General features: G+C 59.5%; 11 protein-coding genes and 1 pseudogene. 5 read left to right on the plus strand and 7 right to left on the minus strand.

The window, feature by feature from the left end; all coding sequences use genetic code 11:
* Positions 1-211: 211 nt before the first annotated feature.
* On the plus strand, positions 212-1,411 hold the full coding sequence (gene fdhA / locus AC3I0A_RS14000; protein ID WP_489372435.1) for a formaldehyde dehydrogenase, glutathione-independent: 1,200 nt from the start codon (positions 212-214) through the stop codon (positions 1,409-1,411).
* On the opposite strand, the gene AC3I0A_RS14005 is transcribed toward fdhA, so the two are convergent.
* The 3 genes from AC3I0A_RS14005 to gbdR form a co-directional block, all read right to left on the minus strand.
* Complete coding sequence (locus AC3I0A_RS14005; protein ID WP_489372439.1) at positions 1,398-1,622, minus strand: hypothetical protein; 225 nt, start codon at positions 1,620-1,622, stop codon at positions 1,398-1,400. The genes fdhA and AC3I0A_RS14005 overlap by 14 nt on opposite strands.
* Positions 1,606-3,171: a BCCT family transporter gene (locus tag AC3I0A_RS14010; RefSeq protein WP_489372441.1), complete on the minus strand. Its 1,566-nt coding sequence runs from the start codon at positions 3,169-3,171 to the stop codon at positions 1,606-1,608. The genes AC3I0A_RS14005 and AC3I0A_RS14010 overlap by 17 nt, the downstream gene beginning before the upstream one ends.
* Positions 3,172-3,466: 295 nt before the next feature.
* The gene (gbdR, locus tag AC3I0A_RS14015) at positions 3,467-4,570 is read right to left on the minus strand and encodes a choline metabolism transcriptional regulator GbdR (protein ID WP_489372442.1); all 1,104 of its coding nucleotides are present in this window, start codon (positions 4,568-4,570) and stop codon (positions 3,467-3,469) included.
* A gap of 485 nt (positions 4,571-5,055) precedes the next feature.
* On the opposite strand from gbdR, the gene AC3I0A_RS14020 reads away from it, so the two are divergent.
* The 3 genes from AC3I0A_RS14020 to AC3I0A_RS14030 are packed head-to-tail and all read left to right on the plus strand — an operon-like array spanning position 5,056 to position 7,979.
* Positions 5,056-6,177 (plus strand): Re/Si-specific NAD(P)(+) transhydrogenase subunit alpha, encoded by a 1,122-nt coding sequence (locus tag AC3I0A_RS14020; protein WP_489372444.1) that lies wholly within the window; start codon positions 5,056-5,058, stop codon positions 6,175-6,177.
* Positions 6,178-6,192: 15 nt separating this feature from the next.
* Positions 6,193-6,546 carry an NAD(P) transhydrogenase subunit alpha part 2 gene (locus AC3I0A_RS14025; RefSeq protein WP_489372445.1) on the plus strand — a complete coding sequence of 118 codons (354 nt, stop codon included), beginning with the start codon at positions 6,193-6,195 and terminating at the stop codon, positions 6,544-6,546.
* Positions 6,543-7,979, plus strand: a complete 1,437-nt coding sequence (locus tag AC3I0A_RS14030; protein ID WP_489372446.1) for an NAD(P)(+) transhydrogenase (Re/Si-specific) subunit beta — start codon at positions 6,543-6,545, stop codon at positions 7,977-7,979. The genes AC3I0A_RS14025 and AC3I0A_RS14030 overlap by 4 nt, the downstream gene beginning before the upstream one ends.
* 939 nt (positions 7,980-8,918) lie before the next feature.
* Here the strand turns inward: AC3I0A_RS14030 and AC3I0A_RS14035 are convergent.
* The 3 genes and pseudogenes from AC3I0A_RS14035 to AC3I0A_RS14045 all read right to left on the minus strand — a co-directional run.
* A pseudogene (locus AC3I0A_RS14035) lies at positions 8,919-9,092 on the minus strand (inositol monophosphatase family protein); the annotation flags it as partial.
* 29 nt (positions 9,093-9,121) lie between these two features.
* Positions 9,122-9,895: a ParA family protein gene (locus AC3I0A_RS14040; protein WP_489372448.1), complete on the minus strand. Its 774-nt coding sequence runs from the start codon at positions 9,893-9,895 to the stop codon at positions 9,122-9,124.
* A 746-nt stretch (positions 9,896-10,641) separates the two neighbouring features.
* The gene (locus tag AC3I0A_RS14045; RefSeq protein WP_489372449.1) at positions 10,642-11,148 is read right to left on the minus strand and encodes a P-loop nucleotide/nucleoside kinase family protein; all 507 of its coding nucleotides are present in this window, start codon (positions 11,146-11,148) and stop codon (positions 10,642-10,644) included.
* A gap of 405 nt (positions 11,149-11,553) precedes the next feature.
* Between AC3I0A_RS14045 and AC3I0A_RS14050 the strand changes: the two genes are divergently transcribed.
* Positions 11,554-15,975, plus strand: a complete 4,422-nt coding sequence (locus AC3I0A_RS14050) for a glycosyl hydrolase family 28-related protein (RefSeq protein ID WP_489372450.1) — start codon at positions 11,554-11,556, stop codon at positions 15,973-15,975.
* 715 nt (positions 15,976-16,690) lie between these two features.
* On the opposite strand, the gene AC3I0A_RS14055 is transcribed toward AC3I0A_RS14050, so the two are convergent.
* Positions 16,691-18,040 carry a TolC family outer membrane protein gene (locus AC3I0A_RS14055; RefSeq protein ID WP_489372452.1) on the minus strand — a complete coding sequence of 450 codons (1,350 nt, stop codon included), beginning with the start codon at positions 18,038-18,040 and terminating at the stop codon, positions 16,691-16,693.

Consider the following 18,040-nt stretch of genomic DNA (forward strand, 5'->3'; position numbering starts at 1 on the left):
GTGGTGATTGGGTGCTAAATGCTCTCGCAGAGTGCTGATACCAGGCGTAGGATCGATACGATGATTGCTAATCACGCGTCGTTGGAAGGTGACTTCCAACCAATCTGCAATCACGCGAAACGCAAGACATATACCGCTGCACTGTAAGGACGCACGACCCTTCGCAGTACAAGGGCTGTGTTCTCACAACAACAAAAGCGAGGTGTAAAGCATGTCTGGTAATCGTGGTGTCGTGTATCTCGGCGCAGGCAAGGTCGAGGTGCAGACCATCCCCTATCCGAAAATGGAAGACCCACGCGGCAAGCGCATCGACCATGGCGTGATCCTGCGCGTGGTTTCGACCAATATCTGCGGCTCCGACCAGCATATGGTGCGTGGTCGGACCACGGCCCAGGTCGGGCTGGTGCTTGGCCATGAGATTACTGGTGAGGTGATTGAGAAAGGCCGTGACGTGGAAAACGTGCAGATTGGTGACCTGGTCTCGGTGCCGTTCAACGTCGCCTGCGGCCGTTGTCGCAGTTGCAAGGAACAGCACACCGGCGTCTGCCTGACGGTCAACCCGGCGCGCCCCGGCGGTGCCTATGGCTATGTGGACATGGGCGACTGGGTTGGTGGCCAGGCCGAATACGTGCTGGTGCCGTATGCCGACTTCAACCTGCTGAAGCTGCCCGACCGCGACAAGGCTATGGAGAAAATCCGCGACCTGACCTGCCTCTCCGATATCCTGCCGACCGGCTACCACGGCGCGGTGACCGCCGGTGTCGGCCCTGGCAGCACAGTGTATATCGCCGGTGCCGGTCCGGTCGGACTGGCTGCTGCCGCCTCCGCCCGTCTGCTTGGTGCGGCGGTGGTGATAGTCGGCGACGTCAATCTGCTGCGTTTGGCGCATGCCAAGGCCCAGGGCTTCGAGATCGCCGACCTGACCCAGGACACTCCGCTGCACGAGCAGATCGCCGACCTGCTCGGTGAGCCGGAAGTCGATTGTGCGATCGATGCGGTCGGCTTCGAAGCCCGTGGCCACGGCCATGACGGCGCGCAGCACGAGGCCCCGGCCGACGTGCTCAACGCGCTGATGGGCGTGGTGCGGGTCGCCGGCAATATCGGGATCCCCGGTCTGTATGTCACCGAAGACCCGGGCGCGGTCAACAAAGCCGCCAAGCATGGCAGCCTGAACATCCGTTTCGGCCTTGGCTGGGCCAAGTCCCACAGCTTCCACACCGGCCAGACCCCGACGATGAAGTACAACCGTCAACTGATGCAGGCGATCATGTGGGACCGGATCAACATTGCCGAGGTCGTCGGCGTGCAGGTGATCAGCCTGGACGACGCGCCGCGCGGTTACCACGAGTTCGATGCCGGGGTGCCGAAGAAATTCGTCATGGATCCGCACAAGCTGTTTAGCGCCGCCTGAGGGAATGCAGCGTAAGGACGGCCAGCGCCTCACCCAGCAGGCGCTGCAGGTCAAGGGCGGCCTGGTAGAAGTGCCGAGGCAGCCCGGCCTCAGCGTGAAGCTCGACATGGCCGAGGTCGAGAAGGCTCATCTGCTCTACAAGCAGCACGGCCTCGGCTCGCGCGACGCCGCGATGCAGTACCTGATCTGGACCTTCAATCCAAAGCAGCACGCTCTGTATCGCCGGGGGCGGCACACGGCTCACGCGCCTCGCCAACCTGCTGGTCATCCAGCAGAGCTTTCCACAGCGACACGCACATCCCAATCATCACCACCAGGAACGGCGCGGCGACGATGATGGCCGCGGTCTGCAGCCCACCCAGGCCGCCCATCACCAGCAGCACCGAGGCCGCCGCACCCGCCAGCGTGCCCCACAGCACCACCAGCCAGCGCGGCGGCTCCAGGTTGCCGCGGGCGCACAGCATGCCCATGACGATGGAGCCCGCGTCGGCCCCCGAGATGAAGAACACGCCGATCAGCACGATGGCCGCAAACGAAGTCAGCGTTGCGGCGGGATACTGAGCCAGCAGCACGAAGAGCGCCACTGCCGGTCCCTGATCATTCACTGCTGCAGCGATGCCGCCGGCGCCTGCCAACTCCGAGTACAGGGCCGCGCCGCCCATGATTGAGAACCACACCATCGTCACCCCACTGGGAATGAAGATGACGCAGACGACGAACTCGCGAATGCTGCGGCCGCGCGAAATTCGCGCGATGAAGGTGCCCACGAACGGCGCCCAGGAGATCCACCAGGCCCAGTAGAAGATGGTCCAGCCGGCGAGCCACTTGCCATCACTGAAGGCCGCGGTGCGAAACGACATCGGCACCAGCTCGCGGATGTACTCGCCTATCGACGCGACCAGCGTGTTCATGATGAACACGCTGGGGCCCACCGCCGCGAGGAACAGCAGCAACAGCACGGCAACCACCATGTTGACGTTGCTCAGGAACTGCACCCCTTTGCCCACGCCGGATACCGCGGAGAGGATGAAGAGCACCGTCATCACCGCGATGATCGTCAACGCAATGCCATTCGATTCGCCGGTGTGCCACAGGTAGTTCAGGCCGCTGTTGATCTGCTGCGCGCCCAGGCCGAGCGAGGTGGCGGTGCCGAAAAGAGTGGCCAGAACCGCCAGCACGTCGATCGACTTGCCCAACGGCCCGCGTACACCCGCCTCGCCGATCAGCGGCGTAAAGGCGCTGGATATCAGGTTCGGCAGCCCCTTGCGGAACGAGAAGTAGGCAATAACCAGACCGACGATGGCATAGATCGCCCAAGGGTGGAACGCCCAGTGGAAGTAGGCGTACTCCATTGCCAGCTTGGCTGCTTCCCTGGAGTGCGGCTGCGCCAGTCCATGCGGTGACGTCGCAAAGTGCGTGATCGGCTCGGCCACACCCCAGAACATCAGCCCGATGCCCATGCCGACGCTGAACATCATCGCGATCCACGACGAAGTGCTGAACTCGGGTTGCTCCCCGTCCTTGCCCAGCTTGATTGCGCCGAAGCGGCCAAAGGCCAGGAACAGCGCGAAGCCCAGGAAGAACACGGTGGAGACGACGAAACTCCAACCGAAATCGTCGATGATGGTGTCCAGCAGCGCCTGCAACGCCGTCGCCATGGCCTTGGGCGAGAGCGCCCCCCAGGCGACGAACGAGGCTGAAATCACGGCAGCCGCCCAGAAAACCACCTTGTCGATCGGTGACTCAGGTGTTTTTTGCATACTCCCCCTCCAGTAAGGTGTGGAACCCGCCGCGCGGGCGATACCTATTGCCCCTTAATGGTCGCTCGCCAAGTGAACTGCGGCTGGCGCATGGACGATGCCCACTATTCCAAACACGACAGCTGTATCAGCAGCACCAGGCGTGTGGGATGAGTAAAGGGACTATTGCGAATGGAATGACGAGCGTGCGAGCTTTAGCTATTGAACAGGAGGGGGAAAACTCAGGGTGGAATGACTGGGTTCAGCAGGTACTCTGAGGCTCTTACCGATACCTCAGAGTCCATCGTGAAGTGATTTATATTCGGACGCTGGCAAACGTCGATTCGTCGCGGGCCTGGCTGAGCGCCGACAACGGTCCGGACAATGGTGACAGCACCAGGGCTTGCGGCAGCGGTATCATCCCCACTTGTTGCGCGGTGTTGGAACCTACACGCTCGTCGCGTGGCGGAATGCCGTAGTATTCGCGGTAGCACTTGGAGAAGTGCGGCGTGGACACGAAGCCACACACCGACGCCACTTCGATGATCGACATCGGCGTTTGCTTGAGCAGCTGCCGGGCGCGGATCAAGCGCAGTTTCAGGTAGTAGCGCGATGGCGAACAGTGCAGGTACTTCTGGAACAGCCGCTCCAGCTGACGCCGCGACACGGCAACGTATACCGCCAGTTCGTCGAGGTCGATCGGCTCTTCCAGGTTGGCGTCCATCAGCGCCACGATTTCCTGCAACTTCGGCTGATTGGTGCCGAGCATGTGCTTGAGCGGCACGCGTTGGTGATCCTGTTCGTTGCGGATGCGCTCGTAGACGAACATTTCCGAGATGGCTGCCGACAGTTCACGACCATGATCACGGCTGATCAGGTGCAGCATCATGTCCAGCGGTGCGGTGCCGCCGGAACTGGTGAAACGGTTACGATCCAGGGTGAACAGCCGGGTGCTCATGACTACGCGCGGGAAAGCTTCCTGCATCGCCGCCAGACATTCCCAGTGCACGCTGCAATCGAAGCCATCCAGTAATCCGGCACCGGCCAAGGCCCAGCTGCCAGTGCACACCGCGCCAAGACGCTTGGACTGACGCGCCTGACTCTGCAGCCACAACACATGCGCGCGGGTCACGGTACGTTGAATGCCGACACCGCCGCAGACGATGACGGTGTCCATCACCGGCGCTTCGTGCATCGAGGCATCAGGGGTGATCTGCAGTCCATCGCTGGCCCAGACCTGGCCGCCGTCGGCGGTAAGTGTGGTCCAACGATATAGCTCGCGACCGGATAACTGATTTGCCATGCGCAGGGGTTCGACGGCGGAAGCCAGAGAAATCAGCGTGAAATTGTCCAACAGTAAAAAACCGATGGATTGAGGCGCACGGTTCTGGGGCTTTGTCCCGGTGTTGAACGTTGTCATCGTGGTATCTCCTCACACAAAGCGGGTGAATGGCCTCAGGCGCAGGCTCTTTTTATTGCCCGTCCGAAACATGGCGGGCTATTTGTATTTATTTGCAAAAGTCACACCCAAGTTGAATGGACATTCGAAAAACGACACCACGAGGCCTCTATATAGAGGGTCACAAAGGCCAGGGTTAAAAGCGGAAAGGGTTAAGTTAGCGCCTCTGCTCATAGACAGTGAGCAATTTGGTAGCAGTTGTGAGAAGGCTGCCTGAAAACGACAACTTGTTTGTCACCGACATGCACAGGTCGGTTTTCGAACAACACAATTTTTCTATCCCTCCTCATAATCCCTGAAGGGCACAAAGTTCGCCTGCAAAATGCCGCGCCCCGCCTTGTTAACGCGGGGTCGTGCTGATCGGCCGCCCCAGCAGCACCATCCGGAGTGCGCTGGCCTTCTTATAAAGATCAACAGCAATAAGATGATCATGCAGGAGATTTGACGTGCACATTGGTGTTCCTCTCGAAACCCAGACCGGTGAAACGCGGGTTGCCGCAACTCCGGAAACCATCAAGAAGCTGATCGGCCAAGGCCATAAAGTCACTGTGCAAAGCGGCGCCGGCATTAACGCCAGCGTTGTCGACAGTGCCTATGCAGCCGTAGGTGCGACCATTGGCAGCGCCAACGATGCGTTTGGGGCAGAGCTGATTCTCAAGGTCGTCGCCCCCAGCGACAGCGAGCTGGCGCTGATCAAGGGCGGCACCGTGTTGGTGGGCATGCTCAATCCGTTCAGCAATGAAACCATTGCCAAGCTGGCCGAGTGTGGCATCACCGCCTTCGCCCTCGAAGCCGCACCGCGCACCTCCCGTGCACAAAGCCTTGATGTGCTGTCTTCTCAGGCCAACATTGCCGGCTATAAAGCCGTGCTGGTGGCCGCTTATCATTATCCGCGCTTCATGCCGATGCTGATGACCGCTGCCGGTACCGTGAAAGCGGCACGGGTGCTGATTCTCGGTGCCGGTGTGGCCGGTTTGCAGGCGATCGCTACTGCCAAGCGTCTCGGCGCGGTGATTGAAGCCTCGGACGTGCGTCCGGCAGTGAAAGAGCAGATCGAATCCCTCGGCGCCAAGTTCGTCGACGTGCCTTACGAGACCGATGAAGAGCGCGAATGCGCCGTCGGTGTCGGCGGTTATGCGCGGCCGATGCCGGCGAGCTGGATGCGACGTCAGGCATTGGCGGTCCATGAGCGCGCCAAGCAAGCGGACATCGTCATTACCACCGCGCTGATCCCGGGTCGCAAGGCACCAGTATTGCTGAGCGCTGAAACCGTCGCGCAAATGAAGCCAGGCTCGGTGGTCATCGACCTCGCGGCGGCGCAAGGCGGCAACTGCCCGCTGACCGTCGCCGATCAGGTGATCATCGCTCACGGCGTGACCATCGTTGGCCACACCAACCTGGCGGCACAGGTCGCTGCAGATGCCTCGGCGCTGTATGCCCGCAACCTGCTGGACTTCCTGAAGCTGGTCTTCACACCGGAAGGCCAGTTCCAGCTCAACCTCGAAGACGACATCGTCGCCGCGTGCCTGATGTGCCGCGACGGCCAAGTCATCCGCAAAAACGCCTAAGCAGGGATTCAGACGATGGAAGAGCTTATCTCCCCCGGTATCTACAACCTGATCATCTTCGTGCTGGCGATTTATGTCGGTTATCACGTGGTCTGGAACGTTACACCTGCACTGCACACGCCATTGATGGCAGTGACCAACGCCATTTCGGCGATTGTTATCGTCGGCGCCATGCTGGCGGCGGCTTTGACCGTAACACCGCTGGGCAAGACCATGGGCACTCTGGCCGTGGCGTTGGCCGCGGTCAACGTGTTCGGTGGCTTCCTGGTCACCCGGCGCATGCTGGAAATGTTCAAGAAGAAGATGGCCCCTGTGAAAGCTCCGGTGACCAAGGCCGCAGCAGTCACTGTCGAGGTGCAAAAAGCATGAGCATGAACCTGGTTACCTCCTTGTATTTGTTCGCATCGATCTGCTTTATCCAGGCCCTCAAAGGCCTGTCGCATCCGACCACCTCGCGACGCGGTAATGTGTACGGCATGCTGGGTATGGCGCTGGCAATCATCACCACGGTCGGCCTGGTCTACAAACTCGGCGCCGAGCTCGCTACAGCGGGCATTGGCTATGTCATCGTCGGCCTGCTGGTCGGTGGCACCGCCGGTTCGATCATGGCCAAGCGCGTCGAGATGACCAAGATGCCGGAACTGGTCGCCTTCATGCACAGCATGATCGGTATGGCCGCGGTATTCATCGCGATCGCCGCCGTGGTCGAGCCGCAATCGCTGGGTATCGTCAAGCTACTGGGCGATTCGATTCCAGCCGGTAACCGACTGGAGCTGTTCCTTGGCGCGGCGATCGGTGCCATCACCTTCTCCGGTTCGGTGATTGCGTTCGGCAAGCTGTCGGGCAAGTACAAGTTCCGCCTGTTCCAGGGCGCACCGGTACAGTTCGGCGGTCAACACAAGTTGAACCTGGTGCTGGGCTTGTCCACCCTGGGCCTGGGCCTGGTGTTCACGTTCACCGGCGACCTCACGGCGTTCGCAATGATGCTGGCGTTGGCTTTCGTACTGGGCGTGCTGATCATCATCCCGATCGGCGGCGCCGACATGCCGGTAGTGGTGTCGATGCTCAACAGCTACTCGGGCTGGGCGGCGGCCGGTATCGGTTTCTCGCTGAACAACTCGATGCTGATCATCGCCGGTTCCCTGGTGGGCTCATCGGGCGCGATCCTCTCGTACATCATGTGCAAGGCGATGAACCGCTCGTTCTTCAACGTGATCCTCGGCGGTTTCGGCGGCGCAGCCGACGTGGCCGGTCCTGCCGGCGCCAAGGAAGCGCGCCCGGTGAAGTCCGGCTCGTCCGACGATGCTGCGTTCCTGCTGACCAACGCCGATGCCGTGATCATAGTGCCCGGCTATGGCCTGGCAGTGGCGCGTGCCCAGCACTCGCTGATGGAGCTGGCGGAAAAGCTGACTCACCGCGGCGTCACCGTAAAGTTCGCCATTCACCCGGTTGCCGGGCGGATGCCGGGGCACATGAACGTCCTGCTGGCCGAGGCCGAAGTGCCTTACGAGCAAGTGTTCGAGATGGAAGACATCAACTCCGAATTCGGTCAGACCGACGTGGTGCTGGTGCTTGGCGCCAACGACGTGGTCAACCCGGCGGCGAAGAACGATCCGAAATCGCCGATTGCCGGCATGCCGATTCTCGAAGCGTTCAAGGCCAAGACCATCATCGTCAACAAGCGCTCGATGGCCAGCGGCTATGCCGGTCTGGACAACGAACTGTTCTACCTGGACAAGACCATGATGGTGTTCGGCGATGCCAAGAAAGTCATCGAAGACATGGTCAAAGCAGTCGATTAAACCTGCTTGCGCGCAATACCTGGCCTTTAATAGGCTGGGGTTAATGAGATGATCTCCCACATCCTGCGAGAGCTACGCTTTCGCAGGATGTTTTGTTTTCGGAAGCCATTATCATGAGCAGGTCGGCACTGACCGGTATTGTCCGATGCCCCTACCCCGCTCGCGATCTTATAAACACCCGCTCATCCCAGCCTCGCCCTTAGCAATCAGCAGGTATATTGCTGAAACTGCGAAAACAGCTACCTACCAGGTGCTCCTGGACCGCATAGCACCTACAAACTATTCACAGTCGCCTTGAAGATGCCAAAGCGACAGCAGCTAACACCGGTCTACAGCCGAACATATCGATCATCTCCTTGATATGGCGTGTAGCCGCACGGCGGACTTCTGGCGCCTGGCGCGGCATCTCCGACCCCAGCGCCGCAATGGGGCAGCCCTGCTCCGCATTCGCCAAATGCTCTTTGGAGAGGTATGCACATACCAGCGACTGCAACGCCTGCTCCGACATTATCGACGGCATCTGAAAGCCGGAAGATTGACTTTTTGATCTCCTCATAGGCCGGAAGACAGAATAAATTTTCCGCCTTATCATCGATTTTTTTGAGAAAGTCTTTAAGGTCAATGCGTTACGATCTTCCGATCAACTGTCAACCTTCACAGCTGTAAACGCTGGCAGTTCTCTGGAATCTGTTGCTTCTACGGTGGATTTCCCGCCAGATCAGTTCCTTACGGTAAGAATCTCTCTCAAATTGGATGGTCCACCGGGGCATGAATGCTGTTGATTTTGTGGAGTCCGTCAGAGGCATCTTGTTGATTTCGCAGGTTTGTCACTACGAACAATTAATCGAAACTTATCGCTGGAAATTGAGTGGAAAAAAAAGATGACCGGCGTGGCTTGCTAAATAATCGTTGGAAGAACAAATAGATACACAGCTGAGAATTTATTACCCCCAGCACCGGGCGTTGACCATTGTTGAGGGCTATCAGCGTTCCCCATAGCGGCAAGCCTGTAATAAAAGTTCGGGTGCCGTCGATAGGATCGAGCACCCAACTCAACTCGCTGCTACCGAGGATTGTGCCCTCCTCCTCACCGAGAATTCCGTGCGTGGGATATCAAATCGTCAAGATTGAGCAGCACTGATCTAATTTGTTTCCTCTAACACGTTCAAGAGTTCAACGAATTGGACTGTCAGCTTGTGACGCCGGTCGAGGTGGATCAGAGGTTGGCACCTCTCATGGGATTCACGCATCTTGACCGAGCTACTGAGATACACCGGAAGCACCGGCAGCCCTTCTGCGATGAGCTCTTCGACCAGGTTCCGGTGAAAGCCAGTGGTGCTCGAGTAGTGATTGATCACAATCCCTTCGACGACCAGTGACTCGTTATGGTCAGCCTGAAGTTCTGCCACCTGTGCCAGCACCTGGTACAGAGCTTGGCGAGCGAAGGTATCGCAATCAAATGGAATCAAGACCGCATCCGCCGCGATCAGCGCACTGAACGCATAGAAATTCATCGCCGGAGGCGTATCGATGTAAATCCGCTCGTAGTCTTGCGAAATATCGTCCAGCAGCCGGCGCAGTTTATTTATCTTGAATTTCGCTTCCAGCTTGGGCTGGAGATCGGCTAGCTCGCCGCTGGCCGTGATGAGGTGAAGATTGTCATAGGCGGTCTCAAAGATCTGAGCGCGACTTTTCTTGACAGCCGGCCCTGAAGACAGCGTTTGCTTGAAAAAATCGGCAATGCCAACTGGGATGTCATCCCCGGTCAGCCCTGTCAGGTAGTAAGTGGAATTAGCTTGGGCATCCAGATCAACAACGAGCGTGCGGTAACCTTCAGCTGCGCTTGCGGCGGCGAGGTTGCACACGATGCTCGACTTTCCTACACCACCTTTTTGATTGAAAATCACACGGCGCATCAATGCCCTTCCTGTGGCAAAAGATTCCAGTCTATCGATTTGTTGTTGATCTACAGCGCCATCTTGATGAATTTTATGTGACGGCGCTCAAGCCGCCGTATGCGTACTGACTGAAGTACCGACCACAGAATTCATATTCCACGCATTGGCGACGCTGCTGGATCACCTTGAGAAAGACCTGGCGAAGACAGGCGCTTGATCTGTCACCCTTCTGAAACCCTTATTTTAGAGCCTTCAATACATTTTGACACATCTGAAAAATGCGATACCCTGCGCCGCACCAACAGCATAGGGATTGCAGATGAAAATCAGAATTGAGACAAACGAGCAAGGTAATGGATGCAAGGTATGGCTTGGCGAAAACGTAATCTCGTTCCCCAACCTGAAGGAAGCTAAAACTTACATTGCTCAGCTCGAGGAGCGGATCGAGGCCGCCTCCCATTCATTTGTCCACGAGGCGCGAAATCCGGAATGTACGTAAGAGTCTCGTTCAAACCATGAACCAGACCTTATCTGCCCTCGGAGCCTGTGTGCTTCGACCAAGCCGGATATACCTCATCACGGCTTCTAACAAGCGTTAGCAGCGGCTAATCTATTGCCCGAGTCGGACGTACAGCGCTTGAGCAATGTCCTGATCGAGCCACGGACATTACGCTTGTCCAACTCCTTTGCTGAAAACCAGCGGCAGTCGTCAATCGAAGATGTCGATATGATGACCGTCCGCTACGTTTGGCTTTTAGCTGGCGCTACTCCTCGGATAAAAATCGTTTAGTGATCATTGCCACTGCCTCCGCCGGAGACGTCAGGGCTGTGTCTATATTGAACGGAGCGTTATCCCACGCCTCATACTCATGATCCAATACAGACTGCCAGGTTGGTGGAGTCAGCCCAGGAACATCAATCTTCCTGGTTTCTACCCGTCGCTGGTGTTCATGTTTATCAGAGCAAACCACCTGGATATTCACTAATGGAGCACCAGAGCGTGTGGCGATTTCGCTCCACGCCTTTCGGCTTTCGATTACCGGGTTAACACAGTCAACTATGACCGTGCTGCCAAAACGAAGATTGCTCAGAGCAAGCTCATTAGCGACCATGTAACCGCTGCGCCCCACGTCTTGTGCCAGAGCACCGGAATTTCGGATAGCCTGCTCAATCGTATCGATCCGCAGATACACGGCACTTATTCTGGTGGCAAGGTCACTTGCGATAGTCGTCTTTCCGGTACCTGGAAGGCCGCTGAAGACAATGAGCATTCTATGTCCTTCGGTTAGTGAGTTAACCCAGTCTAGGCGGTTGCCAGTTATGCGGCAGTAATTGCGCAATTTCCCTCGCCCGCTGAGTTGGCAGCCGCATAAGTGGGTGCCACATCTGCCAGTCCTCCGCGGAAGCGGTGTGTCAGTCACATCAATGCCGCCTGAACCACCGTCTTCGCGAGCAAGCCCGCTCCCACCCACAGGGGCATCGCTCGCTACCTGAGCGAGCGTCAACAGAACGTTACTTTTTCGAAATACCTCACAACCGCTGATCAGTTAGTTCGGTTTTTTGACACTTCTCCGATGTTCGGTCACAACTTTTGCGCTCCGTTGGGTCATAAAACGGTAGCTGTCGATGGAATATTGGCATCTACCGAGGTTTTAGCCTGATACGGAGATAATCTCATGATTTTCAATGTACAAAATTTTGGCGCCAAAGGAGATGGCATCACTGACGACACGGCGGCGATACAAAGTGCAATTGATGCTGCGGCCGCTGCAGGCGGGGGGCAGGTGTATATGCCGACCGGAACTTATATCGTTTCGGGAGGTGAGGAACCTTCCGATGGCTGCCTGATGCTCAAGAGCAACGTCTACCTGTACGGCGACGGCATGGGCGCAACTACCGTCAAGGTGGCTGACGGCTCCGACACCAAGATCACGGGAGTCATCCGCTCCGCCTATGGCGAGGAAACCCACGACTTCGGCGTCAGCAACCTCACCATCGACGGCAACCGTGACAGCACCACGGGCAAGATCGACGGTTGGTTCAACGGCTACATTCCCGGCGAAGCGGGCTACGACTCCAACGTCACCCTCGACAGCGTCGAGATCAAGGATTGCTCCGGGTATGGTTTCGACCCCCACGAGCAGACCATCAACATGGTCATCAAGAACTGCGTGTCCCACGGCAACGGCCTGGACGGCTTCGTTGCTGACTTCCTCAGCGACAGCACCTTCGAAAACAACATCGCCTACGACAACGACCGCCACGGTTTCAACGTCGTCACCAGCACCCACGATTTCACCATGACCAATAACGTCGCCTACGACAACGGCGGCAATGGCATCGTGATCCAGCGCGGCAGCGAGGACATCCCCTCCCCCAGCAACATCACCATCACCGGTGGCGAGGTGTACGGCAACGGCGCCGAAGGGGTGCTGATCAAAATGTCCAGCGAGGTGACGGTCAGCGACGTCGATATCCACGACAACACCAGCGCCGGGGTTCGCATCTACGGCAGTCACCACGTCGAGATCATCGACAACACGCTTAACAATAATTCTCTGGGCAGCCCCGTACCGGAAATCATTATCCAGTCCTACAACGACACCCTGGGCGTGTCCGGCAAGTACTTCAACGGCAGCGATAACACGATCCAGGGCAACATCATCATCGGCAGCGACCTGTCGACCTACGGCGTCGCCGAACGCAACGAAGACGGCACTGATCGCAACGCCATTATCGGCAATACCATCAGCCACACCAGCAAGGGTGCCACGCTGGTCTATGGTGACGGCAGCTATGTCAGCGCCACGGTGCCGATGACCACCGTGCAAGGTACGGCTGGCAACGACACCCTGCTGGGCAGCACCGCCAGCGAGATTTTCTACGGCGGTGCCGGCAACGACACCATCAATGGCGGGGCCGGTGGCGACATTCTGGTGGGTGGTGCAGGCATCGACAAACTCACCGGCGGTACCGGCGCCGATACGTTCCGTTTCGCCGCTCAGTCTGACAGTTACCGCAACGCAACCACAAGCTTCGATGACACCATCACCGACTTCGACGTCACCCAGGACAAGATCGACCTCGCCGGCCTCGGTTTTACCGGCCTGGGCAATGGCCGTGGCGGCACCCTGCAGGTCAGCTACAGCGCCAGCAGCGACCGCACCTACATCAAGGACTACGATGCCGACGCCAGCGGCAATCGCTTCGAGTTGATTCTTTCGGGCAACCTCACCAGCACCCTGACCGCCAGCAATTTCATCTTCAATCGTGTGGTCACCGGCACCAGCGGCAGCGACTCGCTGCTGGGTAGCGATTCGGCCGACACCCTGCTCGGCCTGGCGGGTAACGACAGCCTCAGTGGCGGCGCGGGCGACGACAAGCTCGACGGCGGTGCCGGTATGGACACCCTCACCGGTGGCTTTGGTGCGGACATCTTTGTGTTCGCCAATCGCCTGGACAGCTACCGCAACTACAACACCGGCGGCGCCAACCTTGGCGACCTGATCACCGATTTCGATATCAGCGCCGACAAGATCGACCTCTCGGCCATGGGTTTCACCGGCTTGGGGGATGGCAAGAACAACACCCTGTACCTGGTGCTCAACAGTGCCGGCACCAAGACTTACATCAAGTCCCTGACCGCCGACGCCAATGGCAACCGCTTCGAAGTGGCACTGGCGGGCAACCTGGTGAGTAGCCTGACGGCCAGTCATTTTGCCTTCGCCGACCAGCCCACCCCGAGCAACGTGGCGCCGGTCGTGGCCATCCCGCTTCTCGACCAGAATGCCACCGAAAGCATGCCGTTCAGCTACACCGTGACCCATGACAGCTTCACCGACGCCAACCAGGATGTATTGACCTACACTGCGACCCTGGCCGACGGCAGCGCCCTGCCCGCGTGGCTGAGCTTCAATGCCACCAACCTGACCTTCACCGGCACGCCGACCAGCACCGCGTCCGGCAATTACAACGTGCTGGTCAAGGCCACGGACCCGGCCGGTGCATCGGTCAGCGATAGCTTCGCCCTGGTAGTGGCCGATGCGCCCGCCAACACCGTCACCGGCACCAACAACGCCGAAACCCTCAACGGCACGGCGGGTGCGGACCTGATCCTCGGCCTCGGTGGCAACGACACGATCAAGGCTGGCACTGGCGCCGACACCGTCGACGGCGGCGCTGGACGCGACTCGCTGTACGGCGGCGACGGTGCCGACACCTTCCGCTTCACCAACGTGCTCGACAGCTACCGCGACTACGACACCGGTGGTATCACGGTCACCGACACGATTTATGACTTCACCGCGGGCGTCGACAAGATCGATGTTTCGGGCCTGGGCTTTCTCGGCTTCGGCGATGGCAGCAATGGCACGCTGTACAAGGTCCTCAACGCGGCCGGCGACAAGACCTACATCAAGTCCGCCGAAGCGGATGCCGATGGCAATCGTTTTGAAATCGCCCTCAACGGCAACTACCTCAACACCCTGACCGCCAGCGACTTCATGTTCGGCGAGCGCGCCCAGCAGGACATCCTCTACCTGCCCACCCTCGGCCAATCCAATGCGCGCCTGCTGCGCATGACGGAGGACGACGATCAGTCCGGCACGTCGATGCTGGTCAAGGACCTGGACCGCTACACCACCTATGACGTGCGCAGCCAGTTCACCGATGCCGATGGCAACGGCATCGACATCGCGCTGGGTGGCAGCACGGTCAACGGCCTGTCGACTCTGAGCGCCGAGGAACTCAAGTTGTGCTGGTGGCTGACCGACACCAACCAACCCGGGCCTGCGCTGTTGCGGGCAGTGACGCTGCTGCGGGACCAGCTCACCGAACTGCAATCCATCGATAACGTCACCATGGGCATCATTTGGGGCCAGGGCGAGGAAGCCGCCCAGGAGATCGCCCGCGCCACGGACAAAGCAGCGGCAGCAGCGGCCTACAAGGCCGCGACCCTCAAGGTGTTTGATTACCTGCATGCCCAGTTCGGCAACTTCAGCGTGTACCTGATGGAAACCGGTCACTACCAGCAGGACGCGGCGCGTGCCCGTGGTTATTCGGAAGAGAAGATTGCCTCCATCGTCGAGGGGGTTGGCTATGTCCGCGCCGCCCAGGAAGCCATCGCCGCCGAGCGCGCCGACGTCAAGCTGGCGGTGGACTACACCGACCTGCCCTTGCGCTATGAAGTCGATCCGCTGGTGTATCCCGACGACGTCTGGCACCTGCACGAGGAGTCGGCGGAGATCGTCGGCCAGCGCCTGGCCGACTACATTGCCGATGACCTTGGCTTCCAAGGCAACCCCAACGACAACAACAGCGTGCAGGACATTTTCGACAACGCCCAGAACCAGGGCGGGATGATTTCCGGTACCGACCAGGCGGATACCCTGGTGGGCAGCTCGGGCAACGGCACGCTGGATGGCGACCTGGGCGCCGACACCATGACCGGTGGTGATGGCAACGACAGCTATGTGGTCGATAACGCGTTTGACAGTGTGGTGGAAACCAACACCTCGACCTCGCAGATTGATACGGTGCAGGCCTCGGTCAGTTGGACCCTGGGCACCAATCTCGAGAACCTGGTGCTCACCGGCGTGTCGGACATCGACGGCACCGGCAATGAGCGGCGCAACTTCATCACCGGCAATGCCGCCAATAACGTGCTCGATGGTGCCGCAGGGGCCGACAGCATGAGCGGCGGCGATGGCAACGATACGCTGGTGGGCGGTTCGGGCGATGACCGGCTGATCGGCGGTGCAGGCACCGACAACCTCACCGGTGGCACTGACGCGGATACCTACGCGTTTGGTGCGCTGTCGGACATGGGCGTCGGGGCTTTGCGCGATGTGATCAACGGTTTCAACAGCACCGAGGGCGATCATCTGGATTTCACCGGCCTGGACGCCAACCCGCTGACCGCCGCTGTCGACGCCTTCACCTTCATCGCCAGCAACGCCTTCGACCCTGCCAACGCCACCGGCCAACTGCGCTTTGCCGATGGCATTCTCTACGGCAGTGTCAACGCCGACGCCACCCCCGAGTTCGAATTCGAACTGGTGGGCGTCAAGGAGCTGCACGCCAGCGACTTTACAGCCTGAGTCAAGCCCACATCCTGTGGGAGCGGGCTTGCCCGCGAAGGCGGCGGCACATTCAGCATGGATGCAAGCTGACCCACCGCTTTCGCGAGCAGGCTCGCTCCCACAAGGGATTTGCAGTGCCACAAAAATCGAGGACAGCCACAGATCAAATGTGGGAGCGAGCTTGCTCGCGAAGGCGTCGGCACATTCAGCATTGATGCAAGCTGACCCACCGCTTTCGCGAGCAAGCTCGCTCCCACAAGGGATTTGCAGTGCCACAAAAATCGAGGACAGCCACAGATCAAATGTGGGAGCGAGCTTGCTCGCGATGACGGCGGCACATTCAGCATTGATGCAAGCTGACCCACCGCTTTCGCGAGCAGGCTCGCTCCCACAAGGGATTTGCAGTGCCACAAAAATCGAGGACAGCCACAGATCAAATGTGGGAGCGAGCTTGCTCGCGATGACGGCGGCACATTCAGCATTGATGCAAGCTGACCCACCGCTTTCGCGAGCAGGCTCGCTCCCACAAGGGATTTGCAGTGCCACAAAAATCGAGGACAGCCACAGATCAAATGTGGGAGCGAGCTTGCTCGCGAAGGCGTCGGTACACTCAACATTGATGCAGGCTGATCCACCGCTTTCGCGTGCAGGCTCCCCCACAGGATTGGCACCCAGGCATGGTCGAACTCGTGGCGATAGGCGTCAATCTTGAACCTGGTTGCAACCCTACGGCTCAAAACAGGCTTTGCACCTGCTCCAGGACCGCGCGGTTCATCTGGCCGGTGTGGGTGTGCAGGCTCACATAGCTTTGCAGCATGTCGAGCTTGGTGTTGAGCAGGTCTCGACGGGCCTGGAACACCCGCTGTTGGGCATCAAGAATGTCCACCGTGGAACGCACTCCACCCTGGAAGCCTTTTTCCGTGGAGGTCAGCGCCCGCTGATTGGACTCCACCGCCCGCTGCATCGCCTTGCTCTTGGTGAACCCGGCCACGACGCCCAGATAATCGGCCTCGATATCCTCGGCCAACTGTTGACGCTGTACGTCGTAGTCGGACTGGGCACCGGCCAATTGTGCTTCGGCCTTCGCCACCGAGGCGCGCACCGCCCCGCCGCGATACAACGGAATATCCAGCTGCACCCCCACGTAATAAGTGTCCTGGCGCGGATCGAGTTCCTGGTACTGGCGGGTTTCCCGGCGGGTCAGTTGAGTGGTCAGCGACAAGGTCGGATAATGCCCGGCGCGCTGGCTGTCGGCCTGCGCCTCGGCGACTTTCACCGCCGCCAGCCGGGCCGCCAGCTCGGGGCTGGCTTCACGGGCAATCGCCGTCCAGTACGGCAAGTCCTGCTCCGGTGGGATCGGGCTACCGGCGGCGAGTGCTTCGCGCATCGGCTGGATGTCATCGATGGGCACGCTGGCGCGACCGGACAAGGCCCGCAACGCAGCCACGCGGCGGGCCTGGGCTTCAGCCTCCTGGGCGTCGACGAGATCGAGCCGCGCCTGGGCCTCATCTATATCGGTGATCGCGCCCTGGCCGCCCTGATAAAGCTTTTTGCTCTGTGTGACCAAGCCATTGATGGCGGCCTTTTGCTGGGCGATCAACTTGATCTCATTCTCGGCCCGGGCGACGTCGAAATAGCCTTTGGCCACCCGGTCATACAGGGTCTGGCCGGCAACGTCGAACAGCTGCGTACCCAACTGCCCCCGCGCCTTGCCCTCCTGATACGCCGCCCAGCGCCCCTTGTCATAGAGCGGTTGTTGCGCCGCCAGGGTGACGTTGTTCGCCTGGTAATCGTTACTGTTGACGTAGCCACGATCGTCGCCGCCGTCGGTGCGCCCGCCGTTGCCGTAACGCGACGTCAGCGACACTTGCGGGTAGAGGCCGCCGCGACCGATCGCCTCTTCATGTCGCGAGGCATCGAAGGCGTGGGCGGCCGATTGCACGGTCGGGTCGTTGAGGCGCGAGGCATCGTATGCGGCGGTCAGGCTCAGCCCCCCCTCGGCGGCCCCGGTGGGACTGATCGCCCCCCAACCGGTACACAGGCTCAGCAACAGGCAGGCGCTATAACGGAACCGGTCGGTCAT

The organism is Pseudomonas sp. KH_024_B2, from assembly GCF_057839965.1.